This is a genomic window from Promicromonospora sukumoe 327MFSha3.1 (genome assembly GCF_000385135.1).
Taxonomy (GTDB): domain Bacteria; phylum Actinomycetota; class Actinomycetes; order Actinomycetales; family Cellulomonadaceae; genus Promicromonospora; species Promicromonospora sukumoe_B.
The window spans coordinates 95046-115863 of the sequence record NZ_ARQM01000015.1; the positions used below are offsets into that span (position 1 = coordinate 95046).

Below are 20818 nucleotides of genomic sequence, written 5' to 3' on the forward strand. Positions count from 1 at the left end.
GAAGGTGACGGATAGATCAGACTGCCGACCCGGCCGACCGGCGCGCCCGGTCAGTGCGCCCGGTCAGTACAGGCTGATCGCCAGGCGCTTGCGGGCCTTGCTGACGCGCGGGTCCGTGGTACCGGCCACCTCGAAGAGCTCCAGGAGCCGCACCCGGATCTTCTCCTTGCCGTCGGCGTCCGTCTCGGTCAGCAGGTCGAGCAGGCGCGCGAACGCGTCGTCCACCTTGCCGCCCAGCATGTCCATGTCGGCCACGGCGAGCGCCGCGTCGACGTCGGACGGCGCGGCCGCGGCGGCCTGCCGCACCGCCGCGAGGTCGGAGTCGTGGGTGCGCTGCATCAGGTGCACCTGGGCGAGACCGGCCGTTGCGTCGGCGTCCTTCGGGTCCTGGCGCAGGGCCTTCTCGTACGCCGCGGCGGCACCCGCGAGGTCGTCGCGCTCGATCGCGTCGTACGCCTCCTGGTGCAGCGGGGGCAGCGGCTGCTCCGGCTCGGGCTCGGGCTCGTCGCCCGTGGGGGCGGCGCCGCCCGGGGCGAGGCCGGTGACGCCGTTCTGCTCGGCGGCGGCCAGCACCTGGTCGAGCACGCCACGGATCTGCTGCTCGTCCGCGGCGCCCTGGAACAGGGGCAGGGGCTGGCCCTGCAGCACGGCGACGACGGTGGGCACGCCCTGCACCTGGAAGGCGGCGGCGACCTGCGGGTTGGCCTGCGCGTCCACGCGGCCCAGCAGGAACCGGCCGGCGTACTCCTGCGCGAGGCGGCCCATGGTGGCGCCCAGCTCGGCGTTCGCCTGGTCGGTCGGGATCCACAGCAGGATCACCACCGGGTAGGTGGCCGAGTCGCGGACGAGCTGCTCGAAGTTCGCCTCGCTGACGTCCACCACGAACCCGCCGGCTTCGGGTGCGCCGCCGGGCTGCCCGGGCGGCGGTGCCTGGGGACGGTTGAGGGCGGACAGGTCGACGGCGCCGCGCACCGCGAACTCGGGCTGCGCGCTCCGGGCGGGGCCGGGCTGAGGGGAGGTACTGCTCATGGGGGCAATCCTAATGAACCACGCGATCGATACCCGTCGACTCCGCTCTGGGCGATCAGCGGGTCACTTGTTCGAGACCGAGACGGGCACGCGGTGGAAGCCCAGCAGGGCGACCTGGTCCGGCGAGTCGGCGGGCGGCACGTACAGCGCGACGATGTCGCGGTAGACGACCTTCATCACCTCGGTGCCCTTGGCGTTGCCCCACAGCGCCTTGGCCGACGGCGTGCTCGGCGTCAGCCGCCACCCCTTCTCCGCCTCCAGGGTCTCCTGGCTCATCAGCGCCGCCAGCACGACGGCGCCGCCGTCGGCCGTGCGGACCGCCTTGACCGGGTCCTTCGTCGGCTCGTACCCGACCTCGAAGGTGCCCTTGGCGCCCTTGTCCTCCTTCTTGATCGCCGCGAGGTAGCTCTCGCCGGTCTCGCGCAGGTGCTGCCGCAGGGTGTCGTCGCCGAAGTTTTCGGCGTACTTCGACCGGTCGTCGATGCTCAGGACCGACGCGTACTGCTGCGCGACGTCCTGCGGCGAGATCTTGAGGCTCGTGTCGTCCGCCGGGACGGCCGGGCTGCCCAGCTTCGCGTCCGCGAACTGCGGCATGGTCACACCGGGCGTCAGGTAGACGAAGCCCCACATCTTGTACTGGTCGCGGGCCGAGGGCTGTTCGAACGCCGCGAGCGCCGGCGTGGCCTTGTTCGGGGGCTGCTCCGTGATGACGAAGCTGTTGCGCGGCCAGCCCTGCTCGGACGGCAGGATCAGCTGCCGGCCGGTGAGCGACAGGCCGGTCAGTGCCTTGTCGTTACCAGCGGCGGCGACCCGCAGCTCGGCCCGGCGCAGCTCGAGCGCGGGACCGGAGAGCCGCTCCTCCAGCGCCTGCGCGCCCTCGTCGCCCTTCGCGCCGTCGACGACCGCCGTCACCCGCTCCAGGATCTTGCGCTCCTGGGTCTCGCTGACGACCGCCGCGACCACCGGGGCGTCGGCGACCGGGACGGGGAGCTCGGTGGTGCACCCCGTGAGCAGGAGCGACGTGACGACAAGGGCGCCCGGGACGAGCCAGGAACGCGGAAAGGGTGGCCTCCGTGAGTTCACGGAGGCCACCCTAGCCAGGGCTGACCGCGAGGTCAGCGGAACGTCAGCCGTTCGAGACCGACGAGGGCACGTGCTCGTAGCCGACCAGGCTGATCTGGTCCTCCGAGTCCTTCGGCGGCACGTACATGGCCACCATGTCCTGGTAGTTCACCTCGACGACGTTGGTCACGTCCTTGTCGCCCCACAGAGCCTGGGTCGTCTTGGTCGGCGGGCCGATCTCGCAGCCCTCCTCCTTGGCGGTGATGGTCTCCTTGCTGATCATCGCCGCCATCACGAGAGCGCCGCCGTCAGCGGTGCGGACCGACTTGACCGGGTCCTTCGTGGGCTCGTACGCGACCTCGAAGGCGCCCTTGCAGTCCTCCTTGTTGATCGCGTCGACCTGCAGCTTGCCGTAGTCACGGAAGAACTGGCGCAGGTCGTCGTCGGCGAAGTTGCCGGCGTACTTGGAGTCCTTGTCGACCGTCAGCACCGAGGCGTACTGCTTGATGACGGTCTCGGGAGTCTCCTTGAGGCTCTCGTCGTCCGCCGCCACCGCGGCGCTGCCCAGGTCGGCCTCCGCGAACTGCGGCATGGTCACGCCCGGGAGCAGGCGCACCCAGCCCCACAGCTTGTACTGCTCGCGGGCCTCGCCCTGGTTGAACGCCATGAGCACCGGCGTGGTGAGGTCCTTGGGCTGCACCGTGATGGCGAAGCTGCTGCGCGGCCACTCCTGGTCGGAGGGCAGGACGACCTGCTGCATCTCCATGTTCAGGTCCGTCAGCGGCTCGTCGTCCTTACGGGCGCCGGCCACCTTGAGCTGGGTCTCGCGGATCTTGAGCGCGGGCCCGGACAGGCGCTCGCCCAGCGAGTCCGCCTCCTTGGCCTTGGTCACGCCCTCGACGACGCCGGACACCTTGTCCAGGATCTTGCGCTCCTGGGACTGCGTCACGACGGCCGCCGCGACCGGTGCCTCGGGCTTGGGTGCGGGAAGCTCCTCGGCGCAGCCGGCCAGCAGGCCGGTTGCCAGCACGGTCGCTACCACGGCCATGGATCGGGTCGTGGTGCGTCTCATCTGTTACCTCCGTCGTCGCTCCCGGTCACACCCCAGGTCTGGCGCCACGCCGCGGCGCGGCTGTTCGGGGTCTCCTGCTCGGGTTCGGGCTGGGGTTCCGGCTCGGCGGCCGGCACGGCCGGCATGGCGCCGGTCGCTGCCCGGCGCTGCGCCTGCTCGCGCATGCGCATCTCGCGCCGGGTCATCGGCTTGCCCGACGGCGCGGGCGCGGCCTGGGCGGCTGCCTCGCCCCGCGCGGGGGCGGGCTGTGTCTGCTCAGGGACGGCACCGCCGAACGACGGGGGCGCCGTCGGCTGGGCCGGGGCCGGAGCTGCCGCGGGAGCGCCCGGGGCCTGGCTCCGCCGGCTGCGGCGGATCCCGCGGATGGACGCCGCCGGTGAGGCGGCCGGCTCGGGCGCCGGCGCCGGCTCGGGGGCCGGTGCGGGCGTGATCGGTGCCGCGCCGCCGAAGGGGGCGGGCGCGGGCACGGGCGCGCCCCAGGCCTGCGTGCGGTCCTCCTGGGGCGGGGACGCACCCGGCTCGGGCGTACCGGGCTCTGGCCGGCCCGGCAGCGGCGTGCCCCGCTCGGGGCGGCCGCGGCCCGGCCGTTCCGGGGCCGCCGGCGGGAAGACCGCCGTACCGCCGTCGGGCGCGCCGAGCGCGGGCGGGAACCCGCCGCGGGGCTCTTCGGGGTGCTGGTCCTGCTCGTCGCCGTCCACCCCGAAGACCGCGTCGCGGCGCGGCAGCTCGGAGCCCGACTGGCGGGTACGGACCGCGGTCGGAGCGTCCTTCTTGCCGCCGCGCTTCTTGCCGCGGCGGGCACCGAGCAGCATGAAGACGCCGAGGATCAGGGCGAAGCCGCCGCCGAGCACGCCCGGCCACAGGTACGGGGTGTTGACGGGGCGGGGCCAGGTGAGCTGGAGCGTGGGCGCCTCGGCGCCCTTGCCCACGCCCGCGGCCAGGAGTACGACCCGGCCGGGCTGCTCGGTCCAGCGCATCTGGACCGCGCCCTCACCGCTGACCTCGGTGATCCACATGTCGGAGCCGGCGGGGTCCGGGCCGCTGGCCGGCTTCTCGGCAGGCTCCGCGGACTCCTCGTCGTCGGTGGTGGCAGGCGTGCCCGGGGCGACGCTCAGCGTCTCCCACGAGGACAGGCCGGTCACGGAGTCGTAGGGGTCGCTGCCGACCCAGCCGAGCACGTCGACGTCGGACCCGAGCGCGAGCGTGACCTTCTGCCCCTCGGGGACAGTGGCTTTCACGGTCACCTGGTCGTCGACGAGGCCCAGGACGCCGGGCTCGGTCACGACCATGGTTCCGTCGCCGCTGGGGGTCGCGGTCGCGACAACAGTGTCGGAATCGCGCAGGACGGTTGCCGTCGCGATCCCGAATCCGATCCCGCCGAGGCCGGCCACGATCAGGAGGATCGCCAAAAACCTTTGCACCACCGATTCCCTTCGAAATTTAGGGCGCGAGCCCGTCGATCAGGTGGATGTTCCAGCATAGGGACCGAACTCAGAGCACTGTCCAATGACAGGTGTGCTTGTGAGGTTCGGCCGGGACTCTCACTCTTCCTTCACCGAGGTCTGCCTGAACCGCCACGGCGGTGCAGGGGTCCCGGGCCAGCGGGCAGTATTCCACGCATTGCGTAGATTGCATCCCACTGCGGAGTATCCACATCCGCAGAAGGCACGTATTCTGGGCGCCGGACGGGCCGTACAAACGGCGTCCCAGGGGGGAGCCTGACCCGCGCCTCACCAAGTTCCGACACTGGAGGTCTGCACCGTGTCCGACGAGCGCTCGCTCTTCCCGACTGCCATGCGTGGTTACGACCGCGACCAGGTGCACGCGCACCTGGACCGACTGAACCACGCCCTCGAAGAGGCGCGCAGGCAGGTCGAGGCCTCTGACGGCCGCGCCATGCAGCTGACGCAGGACCTGAACGACGCCAAGCGCAACCTGCGCGAGACGGAGAAGCCGTCCTACGCCGGCCTGGGTTCGCGCATCGAGCTCCTGCTGCGGTCCGCCGAGGACCAGTCGACCGACATCATCAACCAGGCCAACCAGCAGGCCGCCGACATCATGGCGCGCGCCAAGCTGTCGGGCGGTCAGGTGCGCTCGCGCGCCGAGTCCGAGGTCGCCGAGATGCTCGCCAGCGCTCGCCGCGAGGCCGAGGAGATCCGCACCACCATGGCCGCCGAGGCGGAGGGCCACCTGCTTGCCGCCCAGCGCCGCGCCGAGGAGCTCGTGGGCTCCGCCGAGCGCGAGTCCGCGCAGATCGCCAGCGCGATCAACGCCGAGGAGAGCGAGCGCCGGGCCAGCCTGGAGCGCGAGCTCGGCACCCTGCGCTCCACCGTCGAGCGTGAGACCACCGAGCTGCGCGTCAACACCGAGCGCGAGACCGCAAAGCTCCGCGCCCAGGTGAACGCCGAGACCACCGAGCAGCGCGAGACCGCCGAGCGCGACTCGTCCGCCATGCTCGCCAGCGCCCGTGCCGAGTCCGAGCAGATCCTGTCCGAGGCCCGCCGTCAGGCAGCCGAGGCGTCGAACGCCGTCACCACCGAGATGGAGGACCTGCGCGAGCAGGCCCGCGCGGCGCTCGCCCAGGCCGAGCTGGACATCGCCACCCGCAAGGAGGCGGTGGAGAAGGAGCTGGCCGAGCGGCACGAGACGGCCAAGACCGAGACCGCCAAGCTGGTCAGCACGGCCGAGGAGCACGCGGCCGAGGCCGAGAAGCGCGTGGCCGTGGCGCTCGAGCAGTCGGAGAAGATCCGTTCCGAGTCCGACGTCTACGTCAAGGACCTCGTGGCCGACGCCCGCAAGTCCGCGGACCGCATCGTGGCCGACGCCCGCGAGTTCGCCGAGCAGACGATCGACGACGCCCGCGCCGAGGCCGAGTCGAGCCGGTCCGCCGCTCAGCACCAGCTCGAGGACCTCACGCGCCAGCACGACTCGATCAACTCCTACCTCGAGGAGCTGCGCGGCATGCTCGGCACCCCGGCGGCCGCGCCGGGCGCCCCGGCCGCACCGGCTGCCCCGGCGGCCAAGTCCGCGAGCATGGCGGGGGCCACCCCCGCGCAGCAGGCGCGCTTCGCCGTCGTGGGCGACGGCACCGAGGCCGAGCCCGACGTCTCGGGTGACGCCGACGCCTCGATGCCCGCGTCGATCCCGCCGAGCAACCCGACGCCCGTGCCCGTCGGCACCGCGACCGTCGTGATCCCGTCGGTCAAGGGCACCAAGGCCAGCACGAAGGCCGGCGCGGCCGCCTCCGACTCGACGTCCTCCCCCGCGGAGAGCGAGGAGGCGGACGCCCCCGTCGCCGAGAAGGCCGGCGCGTCGAAGTAGTCCCAGCAGCCGCTGACACAGTTCGGGGCGCGATCCACCACCCGGTGGATCGCGCCCCGAACTGTTCGCGCAGGTGATCAGCGGTGGGCGACCGATCAGTGGTGGGCGACGACGTGGGTGTGCAGCAGGCCCAGGGCGGCGGCGACCGCCTGCGGGTCCTCGACGACGCTCATGTGCCCGGCGCCGGGCACCAGCGTGAGCGCGGCGTCGCCCATGGCGGGCCCGGCGGGCGAGCCGGCTGCCCGCACCATGTGCTCGGCCTCGGCCAGCGGCGTGATGGCGTCCTCGGCGCCCACCACGACGGCGACCGGCGCGTCCAGGCCCTCGAGGACGGCCGTCCGGTCGGGACGGGCCGCCATCGCGCGCTGCGACCAGGCGACGCCGGCGGGCGACTGTGCGCGGATCCAGGAGTCCAGCAGGGGGAACAGGTTCCGCCGGTGCTCGGTGCTCGTCGCGCCGACCAGGTTGGCGGGCATGCCCAGCACGGCGTCCACGGTCTGGCTGGCGTCGACGGCGGCCGCGATCCGCAGGCGCTTGGCCCGCGCCTCCTCGGTGTCCGCGGTCGACTTCGTGTCCACCAGGCCCAGGCCCGCCACGAACCCCGGGTGGCGCTCGGCCAGGGCGAGCGCGACGTAGCCGCCCATCGAGTGCCCGACGACGATCGCGTTGCCCTCCCCCGCCTCGATCATCGTGCGGTACACCGCGTCGGCGATGTGCTCGATGCTCGGCGGGAAGCCGTCCAGGTCACTGTGCCCGGCGCCGGGCAGGTCGACCCCGATGGCCCGGATGCCCGGCGGGAGGTGCTCGGCGCACGCCACCCACATGCGGTGGTCCAGCGGGAAGCCGTGCAGCAGCACGAGCGGCACCCCGCCGCCGTCCTGCAGCGTGAACGTGGCGAGGTTCTGGGTGGCTCGCGAGGTCATCGTCGTCCTCCTGTGGTGGGTGCTGGTTCGGGTACGACCGCTCAGGAGGTGCCCAGTGGCCCGTCCCAGTGGGTCGGCAGCGGGAGTGGGTGGTCCGGCAGGACGTGGCCCACGATCTCGTTGAGCGCACGGGCGACGGCGGGCTCGCCGACCCAGAGGTGCTTCGCGCCGTCGACGCCGATCACCTCGGCCTGCGGCACGCGCGCGAAGCGGCGGCGGGCTTCCTCGGGGCGCAGGTAGTCGTCGAGCTCCGGCACCAGCACCACGAGCGGCCTGCCGAACGCCGCCCAGCGGTCCAGGTCCTCGTCGGTCGCGCGGTGCAGGGGCGGGGACAGCAGGATCGCGCCCTCGATGCTCGGGTCGGCGCCGTGCTTGAGGACCAGCTCGGTGCCGAACGACCAGCCGACCAGCCACGGCCGGGGCAGCCCGCGGAACTCGGCGAGCTCGATCGCCGCGGCGACGTCGTACTTCTCCGCCTCGCCGCCGTCGAACGTGCCCTCGCTCGTGCCACGCGGGGAGGACGTGCCGCGCGTGTTGAACCGCAGCACCGCGAGGTCCGCCAGCGCGGGCAGGCGCCAGGCCGCCTTGCGGTACACGTGGGAGTCCATGAACCCGCCGTGGGTAGGCAGGGGGTGGAGGGTGAGCAGGCTGGCCGCTGGTTCGCGGTCGGCGGGCAGCGCGAGCTCGCCCACGAGGGTGAGGCCGTCGGCGGTGTGCAGCTCGACGTCCTCCCGCTGCGCGGGCAGGACGGTGAGCGAGCGGATCTGGTGGGTCGTCTGGCCGGAGGCCGCGTCCGGCGTCGCTTCAGTGGTCATCGGGTCCATTGTCCTCCCGCGTACGGGAGGACGCGTCGGTGCGGGGGCGTGTCGGCGCGCGGGCGTGTCGCGCGGCGGGGCCGGACGCTCAGCGCAGGTTCGCGCGGCGCTGCCAGCAGCTGTTGTGCCAGTGCCGCCGGGCGTCCAGCCCGGCCTCGGCGCCGCCGAACCCGTCCGTCTTCCAGGCGACGACGTGCGGCGTCCCCGGGGTGACCTCCTGGCGGCAGGCCGGGCAGACGTAGGTCTTGTCGGAGGAACGGATGCGCTGCACCACCCACTCGCCGTCGGCCGCCGACTCGCTGCGGCGTCCGCCCGTGGCCCGGTCCACGTCGAGGGGGACATGGTCCGCGGCATACGGACGCTTGCTGGAGCGGCGGTTCGACGGCATGCCATCTATTGTTCCGCAGGGCGGAGCGGATGGCTCAAGGCTGCCCGAGAACAGCCCACATCGCGCACCACAACGCCTGGGAGCCGCACTCATCTCCGCCCGCTAGAGTGTGGCGGTCCCCAGCAAGGCGCACACCGACCGAAGGACTACTCGTGAAGCACCGCACTACTGCCGGCCTGGCAGCCGTCGCGCTGGCATCCATCGCGCTCACCGGCTGCGCGAGCGGCGACGCCGACGGGAGCGGCAACGCCGCCGCCTCCTCCTCCACCGGCAACGTCTGCGAGGTGACGGCCGCCGCGGAGCCGTCGCCCGCTCCCAGCCCGTCCGAGGAGGACGTCAAGGCGGTCGACGCGATCGAGGTCTCGGGCCCGGTCGGCAAGGAACCGAAGGTGACGTTCAAGGCGCCGCTCGAGGTCACGACCCCGACGTCCCGCGTCGTGGACGAGGGCACCGGCGAGGAGCTCGCCGAGGGCGCCCAGGTGACCATCAACTACGTGGTCATCGCCGGCAAGGACGGCTCGACCAGCGGCTCGACCTGGGAGACCAAGAAGCCGGAGTCGTTCACGCTCGGCGACCCGCAGTACGACCTCCTGAACGACCGCCTGATCGGCCAGAAGGTCGGCACGCGCCTCCTCATGGCCAGCACCGCGATGGACCAGACCATCCAGGTGACGATGGTCGAGGTGACCGAGGCCAAGGAGATCCCGACCCGCGCCGAGGGCACCGAGGTCGCGCCCAAGGAGGGCCTGCCCACCGTCGAGCTCGCCGACAACGGCCAGCCGACCGTGACGATCCCCAAGTCCTACGAGGAGCCCACCGAGCTGGTCGTCCAGCCCCTGATCGAGGGCGACGGCGCCGAGGTGACCAAGGACCAGACGGTCACCGTCCAGTACGCGGGCTGCCTGCTCGACGGCACGTCGTTCGACTCCTCGTGGAGCCGCGGCACGCCGACGTCGTTCCCGCTGAGCGGTGTGATCCCCGGCTGGACCAACGGCATCGCCGGCCAGAAGGTGGGCAGCCAGGTGCTGCTCGTCGTCCCGGCCGACCAGGGCTACGGCGAGCAGGAGAACGGCGCGATCCCGGCGAACTCGACGCTGGTGTTCGTGGTCGACATCCTCGAGGCCAAGGCGGCCTGACCCTCCTCGGCCCCACGCGGGCCGACGTGAGATCCAGCGCACACGATGTGCGCATCGCCGCAGGTGGCGGCGCAGACGTGGCGGGTACCCGAGCCGGGTGCCCGCCACGTCTCGTAGGGTCTTCCCATGACCTCGACCGACGTGCCTGCCCCTGAGTCCGCTCCCGTGCCGGAGCGCGAGGTGCTCACCTGGGAGACCTTCCCCGTCGCGGTGCGCGACCTGGCCCACAAGGTGGTGGACAGCGGGTTCGTGCCCGAGGTCGTCATCGCCGTCGCGCGCGGCGGGCTCGTGCCGGGTGGCGCCATGGCCTACGCGCTCGGCACCAAGGGCGTGGGCACGCTGAACGTCGAGTTCTACACGGACATCGGCAAGACGCTCGAGGACCCGCGGGTCCTGCCGCCCCTCATGGACACGTCCGACCTGCCGGGCGCGAAGGTGCTGGTGGTCGACGACGTGGCCGACTCCGGCCGCACCCTTGCGCTGGTCATGGACCTCCTGGAGAAGAAGGGCGCCGAGGCACGCTCCGCCGTGCTCTTCACCAAGCCGCGCACCATCATCCAGCCGGACTACTCCTGGAAGGACACCGATCTGTGGATCACCTTCCCCTGGTCCGCCGAGCCCCCGGTGACGGGCGCGAGGTCGATCGACGCCTGAGCCGCTGAGCCCCGGCGTGCGCGGTCAGCGCCACGAGGCAGGTGACCAGCACGCCCAGGGCCAGCCCCGAGGCCACGTCGTGCACGTAGTGGACTCCCGCCGCGACCCGGGCGCCTGCGACGGCGAGCGCCAGCGGCACGACGAGGGGCCAGAGCCGGGGCGCGGCGAGCAGGCAGGACATCGCCAGCGCCCCGGCGATCGTGGAGTGGTTGCTCGGCCACGACCAGTCCCCCGGTGCCGGGCACGCGAGCACCGTTGCCACGTCGACCGCCCGGCACGGCCGTTCCTCGGTGACGAGCAGCTTCACGGTCTCGCTCGTGACGTACGCCGCGACCGCGCCGGCGCCGGCCGCGGCGAGGAGGCCGAACCGGGGACGGTCACGGAACCAGGTGAGCAGCACGAGGCCGGCCGTGATCGCCACCAGCGCCAGCAGCCCCTTGTCGGCGACCAGTCCCGCGAGCTGCGCCAGCGCCGACGCGGCGGTCCCGCCGGCGACATCTGCGAAGAGCGCCGCGCGGGCGGGCCACGCCAGGAGCGCGAGGGCAACCAGGATCAGGACTGCGCCGAGGGCGGCGGGCAGGGCGGCGTGCGGAACCGGGCCGCGGGACGGGCCGGCCGGACGATGTGCCGGCGGGGCATGGTGTGTGGTGGTCATGCCGAGAACGCTAGGTACCTGTGGGGCGGCGGGGATCTGGCGTAGGTCAGGAGTCGTCTATGACCCAGGTCCTAGATCTCCGGCCCGAAGATCAGACCCTGGCGGGAAGCACTCCCCCGGCCGGTCGACGACGATGGTCCGGTGACCCAGACGCCCCTGCCCGCCGAGGTCGAGCCCGCCACAGAGCCCGCCGCGGAGCACTCCAGCGAGACCGCCGCCGAGGCCGCCTCGGCGCGCCGCTCTGCCCGCCCCCTCGGCCTGGTCCTGGCGGTCGCGTTCGCCGTGCTGCTGGTGCTCGCCGGGGTCGACCCGTGGTGGATGATCCCGCTCGCGGCGGCGGCCGCTCCGCTGGGCCTGGCCGACCGCGGGGCACGCCTGGGCGTCCTCGCCATGGCCCTCGCCGCAGGAGCGGGCGCCGTCGCCGTCCTGGCCGGCTGGGCCGATCTGCGCGACGCGCTCGTCACCGCCGCCCGTGGGGTCGTCACGGGTGTACTTCCGTGGAGCGTGGCGATGGCATGGCAGGCGCGTCGGTCCGCCGAGGCGGACGCCGCCATGATGCTGGTCCGGGAGCAGGACGCCCGACGGCTGCGGGCCGAGACCGATCTGGCTCGACAGCGGCTGCACCTCGCCGAGGGCCTGCACGACGACCTGGGGCACGCCCTCAGTCTCGTCGCCCTCAACCTGGGCCGGCTGGAGCTCGAGCTGGAACGTGGCCTGGGCGACGACACGGGGCGAGCCGCCGGGACAGCCTCGGGGCGGGTGACGGAGCGAGACCGGGAGGCCGAGCGCCGGCGGGCGGCAGCCGACTCCGCGCGGGCGTCCGTCGGGCTCGCCCGGCGACAGGTCTCCGATGCGGTGGCGCGCCTCGGTGCGTCCGTCCAGACCCTGCGGACCGGCCTGCCCGATGACACCCGGGCCACGACGATCGGGGCGGATCTCGACGTTCTCGTCCGGGATGCCCGCCGGGCCGGCGCCGACGTCGAGCTCGACCGATCGCTCGCACCCGCGCGCCTCGTGCCCTTCGGCCCCGCCGTCGCGCGCGTGGTGCAGGAGGGCCTGACGAACGCGCTCAAGCACGCGCCGGGCCTGCCGGTCCGGATCCGCCTCGAGCCGGGCGATGGCGGGCTCGGGTCCGAGGACCGACCCGGAGGCGAGGCCGAGGACACCGGGTCCCTCGTGGTGACCGTCCGCAACCCGTTGTCCGCCACCTCTGCCGCCTCTGCTGCCGACAGTGCGAGCGGCACGGGCATCCGTGCCCTCGCCGAGCACGTGCGCGCTGCCGGCGGGTCCGTCGAGGCCGGGCCGGCGAGCAGCGAGTACGTGCTCCGTGCCGAGCTGCGCCCGGTGGCCCGTCCCCCGTCACCCGTGGTGGGCGTCCCGCCTGCGCGTCCGGTCGATCTCGAGACGCCAGGTCGCCCTGCGGATCCCACCCCGCGGGGCGCACAGGCGGTCACGGTCGAGCTGGCACGGGCCCGGCGTCGGGGCGGAGCACTGCTGGTCGCGGCCGTGCTGGTACCGACGGCCGCCCTGGTCGCGGTCGCCGCCGCGATCCAGCTCGCGGACCACGTCACCGCACGGAACGCGCTGCTCGATCCGGCGGCCTTCGCGCGTGTCGCCGTGGGGGATCCGCGGTCCGCGGTCGAACCCGTGCTGCCCGGGGCCACGCTCCGACCGCCGCCGGGGGCCGATCCGTCGTGCGACCACTACGCCGTCACGGCGGACCCCCTCGCCGATGCGTCCGGCGACGCCTACCGGATCTGCTGGTCGGACGACCGCGTGGCATCGGCGGAACTCGTGACCGGGGGCGCGTCGTGAGCGAGCCCGGCATCACGGACGGACCTGACGTCGCGGGCCCGGCGGGCATCCCGGCCCCCGCGCCCTTGCGCGTCGTCCTGGCTGACGACGAACCGCTGGTGCGAGCCGGGCTCGCCGGAATCCTGGAGACCGACGACGGCATCCGGGTCGTCGGGCAGGGCTCCTCGGGCGAGGAGGCGCTGGCAGCCGTCCGGGCGCACCGGCCCGACGTCGTGCTGCTCGACGTACGCATGGGCGCCATGAACGGGCTGGAGGCCCTGGCGGAGATCAAGCGCACCGCCGGGTCGCCCCCGTGCCTCATGGTCACGACGTTCGGTGAGGACGAGTACGTCGCGGAGGCCGTCCGCCTGGGTGCCGACGGCTTCGTGCTGAAGTCGGGCGACCCCCGCGAGCTACTGCTCGCCGTGCGTGCGGCCGCGTCCGGCGGGGCGTTCTTCTCGCCGGCGGTGTCGCGGCGGCTGCTCCAGACCGGGCTCGGCACGCGGTTCGTCGCACGGCAGGACGCCCGGGAGCGGTTCGAGCGGCTGACGCGACGGGAGCAGGAGGTTCTCGTCCTGCTCGGCGACGGGCTGTCGAACGCCGAGATCGCTGACCGGCTCCATCTCGCCGAGGGCACGGTCAAGGTGCACGTCACGTCGATCCTGCGCGGCACGGGCGCCCGCAACCGTGTCGAGGCCGCGCTCGTCGCAGCGCAGGCCGGCGCTCCGTAGCCGCGACGAGGAGCGGCCCGGAACTCCGGGATTCCGGGGTTCCAGGCCGCTCATCGGGTTGGGCGGTCAGCCATCGACAGCAACGCGCGGCCCAGGGCGCCGCCCGTCACCAGGAGCCGGTCAGAGCTCCACGGTGAGCTCCGCGTCCCGGAGGTCGAGGCGGTCCAGCAGCCGGTTGTACGGCCCGAACGTCTGCTCGACCTCGGCGGGGTCCAGGTAGTCCGACAGGTCGTACCGGTGGGACGGGGTGCCCTTCGGCTTGGCGACGACGTCGGCCAGGTGCTCCTGGTCGCGGGTGGTCCAGGTGGCACCGATCGCCGCGTAGAGGCGGGGCACCTCGGTGAAGGGGTCGGCGCTGAGCTTGTGGTACGGCACGTCCACGATCGAGGCGGGCGGCAGGTTGCGGCGCAGCTCCAGACCCCGGTTCACCTGGTCGACCAGGTGGTCCAGGGCGAACCGGCCGATCACCTGCCGGTCGGTGTCGTGCTGGTACATCCCCCAGAAGGTCTCCATCAGGCTGCAGAACGACCCGATGACGGTGACGGGGTCACGGTGGGTCCACACGAACGTGGCGTCCGGGAAGACCTTGAGGATCGTGTCCATGTCGGCCAGGTGCGCCGGGTACTTCAGAAACCAGCGCTTGGTCGCCCGGCCGTGCTGCAGGACCTGCAGGCACGACTTGAGGTACTCGTAGTCGGCCGTCTGGTCGCGCTGAGCCGCCCAGGCGCTGTACGACGGCATCTGGCCGTGCAGGACCGGCCAGTGGCTGCCGTGCGGCAGGAGGAACATCGACTCCTCGGGCCGGTCGACGTTGATGGGGTGGATGTGCGGGATGTCCGGAGCGAACCGCTCCATCAGGCCGGCGCCCTGTTCCATCTGCTTGATCAGCTTCTGCTCCGACCGCGGGTCCTCGAAGCCGGTGTTCTGCATCTCCCACAGCAGCGGTGCGCGGTGCTCGGGCGAGGCGGACAGCACGCGGTGCGCCAGGGTCGTGGCGGTGCGCGGCAGCCCGCAGACGATCACCGGCGCCGTGATCTGCTCGTCCGCGATCTCCGGGTGCTCCGCCAGCAGGTGGTTGACGCGCAGCCGGTTGACGTACCGGGCCTTGACGTCGGCCAGGATGAGGGACCAGCCCAGGGGTGACAGCCGGGGGATCTCTGCCGCACCCCTCACGATCACGCCGAGGTCGTCCGCGAACTGACGATCCTCCGTGCCCGCCTTCTTCTCGACCTGCGCGACCGCTTTGGCCCAGGACCGGTCAGGGTCCTCGTACCCCTTCACGACCGGTCCCAGCACGGTGTTCAGCGCGCGGGTCATGCGGGGCGTGCGACTCACAGATCCTCCAGGGGAATTGCTCGGGGTTGAACTCGGACAAGAACTAGGTGCGGGGCCTGGCACGGGCCCCGCTGGGTGACTCGGTGGACCGACGCGCTCTCGGCCTGGTCACTCGGCCCAGGGCGACGAGCTGGTGGCTCGGAAGGTCACCGGCAGCGCGGCGGGCCGCCGGAAGCGCAGGTCGGGGACCCAGCGGATCTCCTCGGCGCGGGTCGCGAGCGCCGGTTCCAGCTGACGCAGCAGGGTCTCGACCGCGGTCCGGACGATCAGCCTCGCCTGGCGGGGCGCCGGGCACCGGTGCGCCCCCGCACCCCAGGCCAGGTGCGCCCGGTTGCCGAGCCCGTCCCAGGCATCGCCGCGGATCCTCGGGTCCGAGGCCGCCGCCCCGACCGCGAGCAGCACGGCGTCGCCCCGCTCGACGTACGCGTCGTCGCCGAACAGGTGCCCCTCCTTGACGGCGAACCGCGGCACCAGCACCGTCACCGGCGACGCGTTCCACAGGACCTCGTCCAGGGCCTCGTCGGTCCCGAGCCGCCCGCCGGCCAACCGCCGGAGGAAACCCTCGTCGCTCAGGGCCAGGAGCAGCGCCTGTCCCAGCCACGCCTGCACGCCCAGGCTCGCGCTCGTGACCAGCGACAGCATCCCGGTCACGGCCTCGGCGGTGCCCTCGTAACCGGAGTGCTGCGCGAGCAGGCCGATCGGCGTCAGGCCACCGCTCGCGTCGCGCCCCATGACCTGTCCACCGAGCAGGAAGCTCAGCTCGTCGACGATCGCGCTGTCCCCGCGCCCGGCCGCCAGGTCGTCGGCGATCTCGAACACCTGGCGCCCGGTCCTGGGATCCAGGCCGAGCACCGCGGCGAAGGCGAGATGGGACACCGGCACGACGTAGTCGCGCATCAGGTCGGCGCTCTCCCCGGCCACCAGCCGGTCGACGACCTCCTGGCACACGTCCCTGGTGATCCGGCCGACCTCGGCCGCGTCCACCGCCTCGAGCACCTCGTCGACCGGGCCCCGCAGCCGGGCATGTACCGGTCCCGACGCCGTCTCCACCTTCCGCGTCGACCCGGGCTCGAAGGACGGTCGGAAGGACGCCGGCAGCGGCCCGCTCGGCTCGCCGTTCCAGGCGCCCGTGTCGGTGGTGACCATCCCCGAACCCCGGGCGAGCGTGGCGAGGGTCTGGTAACCGCTCACCAGCCAGGCACGCGCGTCCGACCCGAGGCTGACCGGGGCAGCCTCTCCCCAGTCCTGCCGCAGCTCCGACCAGACGGCATCGATGTCCCGCGCCGCGAGCACCTCGGCGAGCAGGGGGACGTCGACAGGGTCGAACAAGCGCATCGGGAGACCACCAGGTCGAGGCGACCCGGACAACACCGGACTTGGGGCATGCGTAGCCGCAGTCTGATTCGTCATCGTTCTTTTCCACCAGGGGGCAGGGCGAGACTTCGGAGACCGTGCCGACCCTAGCGGCCAAATACCGCATATGGGCACAATTTCACCACGATAGGTTGGGGTGAATCTCCGCACACAGCAACCCGCTGGTCTCGCCGCGCCGACGTCGGCGCCAGGGGCCGGTGTCACTCGGCCGGTCCGGCGCGGACCGGCCGAGCCGCCCCTAAACGCCGATCTGTGTCCAGCTGGTGAGGTCACGCCAGCCGTCCGCACCCGTGGCCCAGCCGGTCAGAACCCGGTGCGCGAGCACGAGATCGGGGCACGACGCCTGGTAGATCGGGCTGTTCGAGCTCTCACGATGCTCGACGACGAACCCCGGCCCGTCGCCTTCGAGGGCCGTCTGGGCAAACCTGTCCTCGTTCGCCAGGTCCTCGAGGACGAAGAACTGCTGGCGACCACGTCGGACCTGGTGGAAGAGCATGAGCAGGTCGTACGGAGCCGGGTCGAGCATCGGCACACCGCGTTCGGGCCGTACCCGCAGGCGTGCGGGGACCCCCAGCGGCGTCTCGCCGGGCAGCCGCTTGCGCCAGTCCGGCACGCGCACGCGCACCTTTGCGCCGGCATCCCCGGCCCAGTCGACCTCGAAACCGTGCCGGGCGACCGTGGTCGCCACGATCTCGCCGACGGCGGCGGCCGGCATCTCGTCGAACCCGCCGAACGAGAGGAACAGGTCACCAGGAGTGTCCTCGAGCCGGTCCGCTTCCTGGCTGTGGAAGAACGTGTACCCGAGCGCATCCGGGCCGTTGGGGTCGGCCTCGTCCTGGATCTCGGTGGCACCACAGGTGTTGCAGCAGGCGAAGGACATCCGCGCCACCACACCCAGGCTCTCGAGATCGGCGAAGGCCGCGGCGAGCGCTGTGTAGCTGCCTTCGTCGACCCAGGTCGCCTGCTCGCCGACTCGCTCCTGCCACTCACGGCGGGCGGCACCTTCCGCTGCGGTTCGCAGGCTCGGCACGGCATCCGACTCGAGCATCTCGTCGGCGGCCTGAAGCACCTCGTCGAACGAGCTGAAGCCCGCCCGCACCATGGCGCGAACCTGCGACCGCACGTAGTTCAGTTCCTCGTCGCCGGCCGTCGGCACCATTTCCATGTCGGTCACGGCCGTGACTGTAGTGCGGGCCACCGACACGGCCGCCCAGCAGGACCCGCCTGAGTCCAAGGCCCCGGTGAGGGACGACCGCCCCAGGACGCACGAGGGCCCGGAACCGCAAATTCTGCGGTTCCGGGCCTCTTTTCAGCCGCTAGGGCGACGGTCTCCCGACAGACGTCAGAAGTCCCAGTCGTCGTCCTCGGTCTCCACGGCCTTGCCGATCACGTAGGACGAGCCCGACCCCGAGAAGAAGTCGTGGTTCTCGTCCGCGTTCGGCGACAGCGCCGCGAGGATCGCGGGGTTGACGTCGGTGTCCTCCTTGGGGAACAGCGCCTCGTAGCCCAGGTTCATCAGGGCCTTGTTGCCGTTGTACCGCAGGAACTTCTTGACGTCCTCGGTCAGCCCCAGCTCGCCGTAGAGCGAGTCGGTGTACTCGACCTCGTTCTCGTACAGCTCGAAGAGCAGGTCGAACGTGTACGCCTTGAGCTCGTCCTGCTCGGGCTGCGTGAGCTTCGCGAGGCCCTTCTGGTACTTGTATCCGATGTAGTACCCGTGCACTGCCTCGTCGCGAATGATGAGGCGGATCAGGTCGGCCGTGTTCGTGAGCTTCGCCCGCGAGGACCAGTACATCGGCGCGTAGAAGCCGGAGTAGAACAGGAACGACTCGAGCATCGTCGAGGCGACCTTGCGCTTCAGCGGGTCGTCGCCCCGGTAGTAGTCGAGAACGATCTCCGCCTTCTTCTGCAGGTGCTCGTTGCTCTCCGACCACTCGAAGGCGGCGTCGATCTCCGGCGTGGACAGCAGCGTGGAGAAGATCGAGGAGTAGCTCTTCGCGTGCACGCTCTCCATGAAGGCGATGTTGGTGTACACCGCCTCCTCGTGCGGGGTGAGCGCGTCCGGGATCAGCGACACCGCGCCGACCGTGCCCTGGATGGTGTCCAGGAGCGTCAGGCCGGTGAACACCCGCGACGTCATGGTCTTCTCGTGCTCCGAGAGCGTGTTCCACGACTGGATGTCGTTGGATACCGGGACCTTCTCGGGCAGCCAGAAGTTACCGACCAGGCGGTCCCAGACCTCGAGGTCCTTCTCGTCCTCGAGGCGGTTCCAGTTGATCGCCGTCACGCGATCGATGAGCTTGAGCTTGCCAGTTGGCGACATGGGAGTTCCTTCAGGAGCGGCGGTGGTACGGGTGAGCCTGGCGGTGCGGACCGGTCAGCGTGCTGCTGTCACAGCATGCAGCTGACGCAGTTCTCGACCTCCGTACCCTCCAGTGCCATCTGGCGCAGGCGGATGTAGTAGAGGGTCTTGATGCCCTTGCGCCACGCGTAGATCTGCGCCTTGTTGACGTCGCGCGTGGTGACCGTGTCCGGGAAGAACAGGGTCAGCGAGAGGCCCTGGTCCACGTGCTGCGTCGCCGCGGCGTACGTGTCGATGATCTTCTCGTAGCCGATCTCGTACGCGTCCTGGTAGTAGTCCAGGTTGTCGTTCGTCATGTACGGCGCCGGGTAGTAGACGCGGCCGAGCTTGCCTTCCTTGCGGATCTCGACCTTGGCCGGCACCGGGTGGATCGACGACGTCGAGTTGTTGATGTAGCTGATCGAGCCCGTGGGCGGGACGGCCTGGAGGTTCTGGTTGTACAGACCGTGCTCCATGACCGAGGCCTTGAGCTCGCGCCAGTCGTCCTGCGTCGGGATCGACACCTCGGCGTCGGCGAACAGGCGCGCGACGCGCTCCGTGGCCGGCTTCCACTCCTGCTCGACGTACTTGTCGAAGTACTCGCCCGTGGCGTACTTCGAGTCCTCGAACCCGCCGAACTTCTGCTTGCGCTCGATCGACAGGCGGTTGGACGCCGCGATCGCGTGGTAGGCCACGGTGTAGAAGTAGATGTTCGTGAAGTCGATGCCCTCGTCGGAGCCGTAGTAGATGCGCTCACGGGCGAGGTAGCCGTGCAGGTTCATCTGGCCCAGGCCGATCGCGTGGCCGCGCTCGTTGGCCAGCTTGATCGACGGGACGGACTCGATCGACGTCTGGTCGCTGACCGCGGTCAGCGCGCGGATCGCGGTGTCGATCGTGCGGCCGAAGTCTGGCGAGTCCATCGCCTTGGCGATGTTCAGCGAGCCCAGGTTGCAGGAGATGTCCCGGCCGACCTCGTCGTACGAGAGGTCCTCGTTGAACGTCGACGGCGTGGAGACCTGCAGGATCTCGGAGCACAGGTTCGAGTGGGTGATGCGGCCCTTGATCGGGTTCGCCTTGTTCACCGTGTCCTCGAACATGATGTACGGGTAGCCCGACTCGAACTGCAGCTCGGCGAGCGTCTGGAAGAAGTCGCGCGCGCTGATCGTCGTCTTGCGGATCCGGTCGTCGGCGACGAGCTCGTCGTACTTCTCCGAGATGGAGATGTCCGCGAACGGCTTGCCGTAGACCCGCTCGACGTCGTACGGGCTGAACAGGTGCATGTCGGCGTTCTTCTTGGCCAGCTCGAACGTGATGTCCGGGATGACCACACCGAGCGAGAGGGTCTTGATGCGGATCTTCTCGTCCGCGTTCTCCCGCTTGGTGTCGAGGAACCGCATGATGTCGGGGTGGTGCGCGTGCAGGTACACGGCACCGGCGCCCTGGCGCGCACCGAGCTGGTTCGCGTAGGAGAAGGAGTCCTCCAGGAGCTTCATCACGGGGATGACGCCCGAGGACTGGTTCTCGATGTGCTTGATGGGCGCGCCGTGCTCGCGGATGTTGCTCAGGAGCAGGGCAACGCCGCCACCACGCTTGGAGAGCTGCAGCGCGGAGTTGATGCCGCGCGCGATGGACTCCATGTTGTCCTCGATGCGCAGCAGGAAGCAGGACACGGGCTCGCCGCGCTGCGCCTTGCCGACGTTGAGGAAGGTCGGCGTCGCCGGCTGGAACCGCCCGGAGATGACCTCCTCGACGATGTCGCGGGCCGTCTGCTCCACGCCGTCGGCCAGGCCGAGCGCGACCATGGCGACACGGTCCTCGAAGCGCTCCAGGTACTTCTTGCCGTCGAACGTCTTGAGCGTGTACGACGTGTAGTACTTGAAGGCGCCGAGGAACGTCTCGAAGCGGAACTTCTTCGAGTACGCGAGCTGGAACAGCTCCTTGACGAACGAGCTCGAGTACTTGGCGAGCACGGTCGGGTCGTAGTACTTGGCCTCGACGAGGTGCTCGAGCTTGGCCTCGAGGGTGTCGAACTCGACGGTGTTCGGGTTCACGTGCTGCAGGAAGTACTGGCGGGCCGCCTCGCGGTCCTTCTCGAACTGGATCTTCCCGTCCGGCCCGTACAGGTTCAGCATGGCGTTGAGCGAGTGGTAGTCCATCTGGAGGCTCTCCAGGGGGATCTCGCTCAGGC

18 protein-coding genes are annotated in these 20818 nt (G+C 71.4%); 5 read left to right on the forward strand and 13 right to left on the reverse strand.

What is annotated here, in order from left to right; genetic code table 11:
* Window positions 1-63: 63 nt before the first annotated feature.
* The 4 genes from H291_RS0124110 to H291_RS34830 all read right to left on the reverse strand — a co-directional run bounded on the left by H291_RS0124110 (window position 64) and on the right by H291_RS34830 (window position 4584).
* Entirely contained in the window at window positions 64-1029 is a 966-nt protein-coding gene (locus H291_RS0124110) for a tetratricopeptide repeat protein (RefSeq protein WP_020017594.1), read from the reverse strand.
* Between the two features lie 63 nt (window positions 1030-1092).
* The gene (locus tag H291_RS0124115) at window positions 1093-2112 is read right to left on the reverse strand and encodes a hypothetical protein (RefSeq protein WP_157237307.1); all 1020 of its coding nucleotides are present in this window, start codon (window positions 2110-2112) and stop codon (window positions 1093-1095) included.
* 43 nt (window positions 2113-2155) lie between these two features.
* Entirely contained in the window at window positions 2156-3163 is a 1008-nt protein-coding gene (locus H291_RS0124120) for a hypothetical protein (protein ID WP_157237308.1), read from the reverse strand.
* Window positions 3160-4584: a hypothetical protein gene (locus H291_RS34830; protein WP_157237309.1), complete on the reverse strand. Its 1425-nt coding sequence runs from the start codon at window positions 4582-4584 to the stop codon at window positions 3160-3162. The genes H291_RS0124120 and H291_RS34830 overlap by 4 nt, the downstream gene beginning before the upstream one ends.
* Before the next feature lie 340 nt (window positions 4585-4924).
* Between H291_RS34830 and H291_RS0124130 the strand changes: the two genes are divergently transcribed.
* Complete coding sequence (locus H291_RS0124130; protein ID WP_020017598.1) at window positions 4925-6484, forward strand: DivIVA domain-containing protein; 1560 nt, start codon at window positions 4925-4927, stop codon at window positions 6482-6484.
* Between the two features lie 95 nt (window positions 6485-6579).
* Here the strand turns inward: H291_RS0124130 and H291_RS0124135 are convergent, their stop codons facing one another.
* From H291_RS0124135 to H291_RS0124145, 3 genes are all read right to left on the reverse strand, one after another.
* Window positions 6580-7407 carry an alpha/beta fold hydrolase gene (locus H291_RS0124135; protein ID WP_020017599.1) on the reverse strand — a complete coding sequence of 276 codons (828 nt, stop codon included), beginning with the start codon at window positions 7405-7407 and terminating at the stop codon, window positions 6580-6582.
* Between the two features lie 41 nt (window positions 7408-7448).
* Window positions 7449-8222, reverse strand: a complete 774-nt coding sequence (locus H291_RS0124140; RefSeq protein WP_157237310.1) for an alpha/beta hydrolase — start codon at window positions 8220-8222, stop codon at window positions 7449-7451.
* Window positions 8223-8310: 88 nt separating this feature from the next.
* The gene (locus tag H291_RS0124145) at window positions 8311-8610 is read right to left on the reverse strand and encodes a hypothetical protein (RefSeq protein WP_020017601.1); all 300 of its coding nucleotides are present in this window, start codon (window positions 8608-8610) and stop codon (window positions 8311-8313) included.
* A gap of 152 nt (window positions 8611-8762) precedes the next feature.
* Here H291_RS0124145 and H291_RS0124150 point away from each other — a divergent pair, with 152 nt between their 5' ends.
* Window positions 8763-9746 carry an FKBP-type peptidyl-prolyl cis-trans isomerase gene (locus H291_RS0124150; RefSeq protein WP_020017602.1) on the forward strand — a complete coding sequence of 328 codons (984 nt, stop codon included), beginning with the start codon at window positions 8763-8765 and terminating at the stop codon, window positions 9744-9746.
* A gap of 126 nt (window positions 9747-9872) precedes the next feature.
* Window positions 9873-10400 (forward strand): phosphoribosyltransferase, encoded by a 528-nt coding sequence (locus H291_RS0124155; RefSeq protein ID WP_020017603.1) that lies wholly within the window; start codon window positions 9873-9875, stop codon window positions 10398-10400.
* On the opposite strand, the gene H291_RS0124160 is transcribed toward H291_RS0124155, so the two are convergent.
* Window positions 10342-11055: a phosphatase PAP2 family protein gene (locus H291_RS0124160; RefSeq protein ID WP_020017604.1), complete on the reverse strand. Its 714-nt coding sequence runs from the start codon at window positions 11053-11055 to the stop codon at window positions 10342-10344. The two genes, H291_RS0124155 and H291_RS0124160, sit on opposite strands and share 59 nt — an antisense overlap.
* Window positions 11056-11196: 141 nt before the next feature.
* Between H291_RS0124160 and H291_RS0124165 the strand changes: the two genes are divergently transcribed.
* Both H291_RS0124165 and H291_RS0124170 read left to right on the forward strand, forming a co-directional pair.
* A complete protein-coding gene (locus H291_RS0124165; protein WP_020017605.1) occupies window positions 11197-12870 on the forward strand; it encodes a sensor histidine kinase in 1674 nt (557 codons plus the stop codon).
* Window positions 12867-13580: a response regulator gene (locus H291_RS0124170; protein ID WP_020017606.1), complete on the forward strand. Its 714-nt coding sequence runs from the start codon at window positions 12867-12869 to the stop codon at window positions 13578-13580. Before H291_RS0124165 ends, H291_RS0124170 begins: the two co-directional genes overlap by 4 nt.
* Before the next feature lie 120 nt (window positions 13581-13700).
* On the opposite strand, the gene H291_RS0124175 is transcribed toward H291_RS0124170, so the two are convergent.
* The 5 genes from H291_RS0124175 to nrdE form a co-directional block, all read right to left on the reverse strand.
* Complete coding sequence (locus tag H291_RS0124175) at window positions 13701-14915, reverse strand: sulfotransferase family protein (RefSeq protein ID WP_026366080.1); 1215 nt, start codon at window positions 14913-14915, stop codon at window positions 13701-13703.
* A 108-nt stretch (window positions 14916-15023) separates the two neighbouring features.
* Window positions 15024-16250 (reverse strand): hypothetical protein, encoded by a 1227-nt coding sequence (locus tag H291_RS0124180; RefSeq protein WP_020017608.1) that lies wholly within the window; start codon window positions 16248-16250, stop codon window positions 15024-15026.
* Between the two features lie 277 nt (window positions 16251-16527).
* The gene (locus tag H291_RS32970) at window positions 16528-17454 is read right to left on the reverse strand and encodes a DUF6891 domain-containing protein (protein WP_420038578.1); all 927 of its coding nucleotides are present in this window, start codon (window positions 17452-17454) and stop codon (window positions 16528-16530) included.
* A gap of 177 nt (window positions 17455-17631) precedes the next feature.
* Window positions 17632-18612, reverse strand: coding sequence for a class 1b ribonucleoside-diphosphate reductase subunit beta (nrdF, locus tag H291_RS0124190; protein ID WP_020017610.1), 981 nt, complete (start codon window positions 18610-18612; stop codon window positions 17632-17634).
* Between the two features lie 68 nt (window positions 18613-18680).
* Window positions 18681-20786: a class 1b ribonucleoside-diphosphate reductase subunit alpha gene (gene nrdE / locus H291_RS0124195; protein WP_198012581.1), complete on the reverse strand. Its 2106-nt coding sequence runs from the start codon at window positions 20784-20786 to the stop codon at window positions 18681-18683.
* Window positions 20787-20818: the final 32 nt, after the last annotated feature.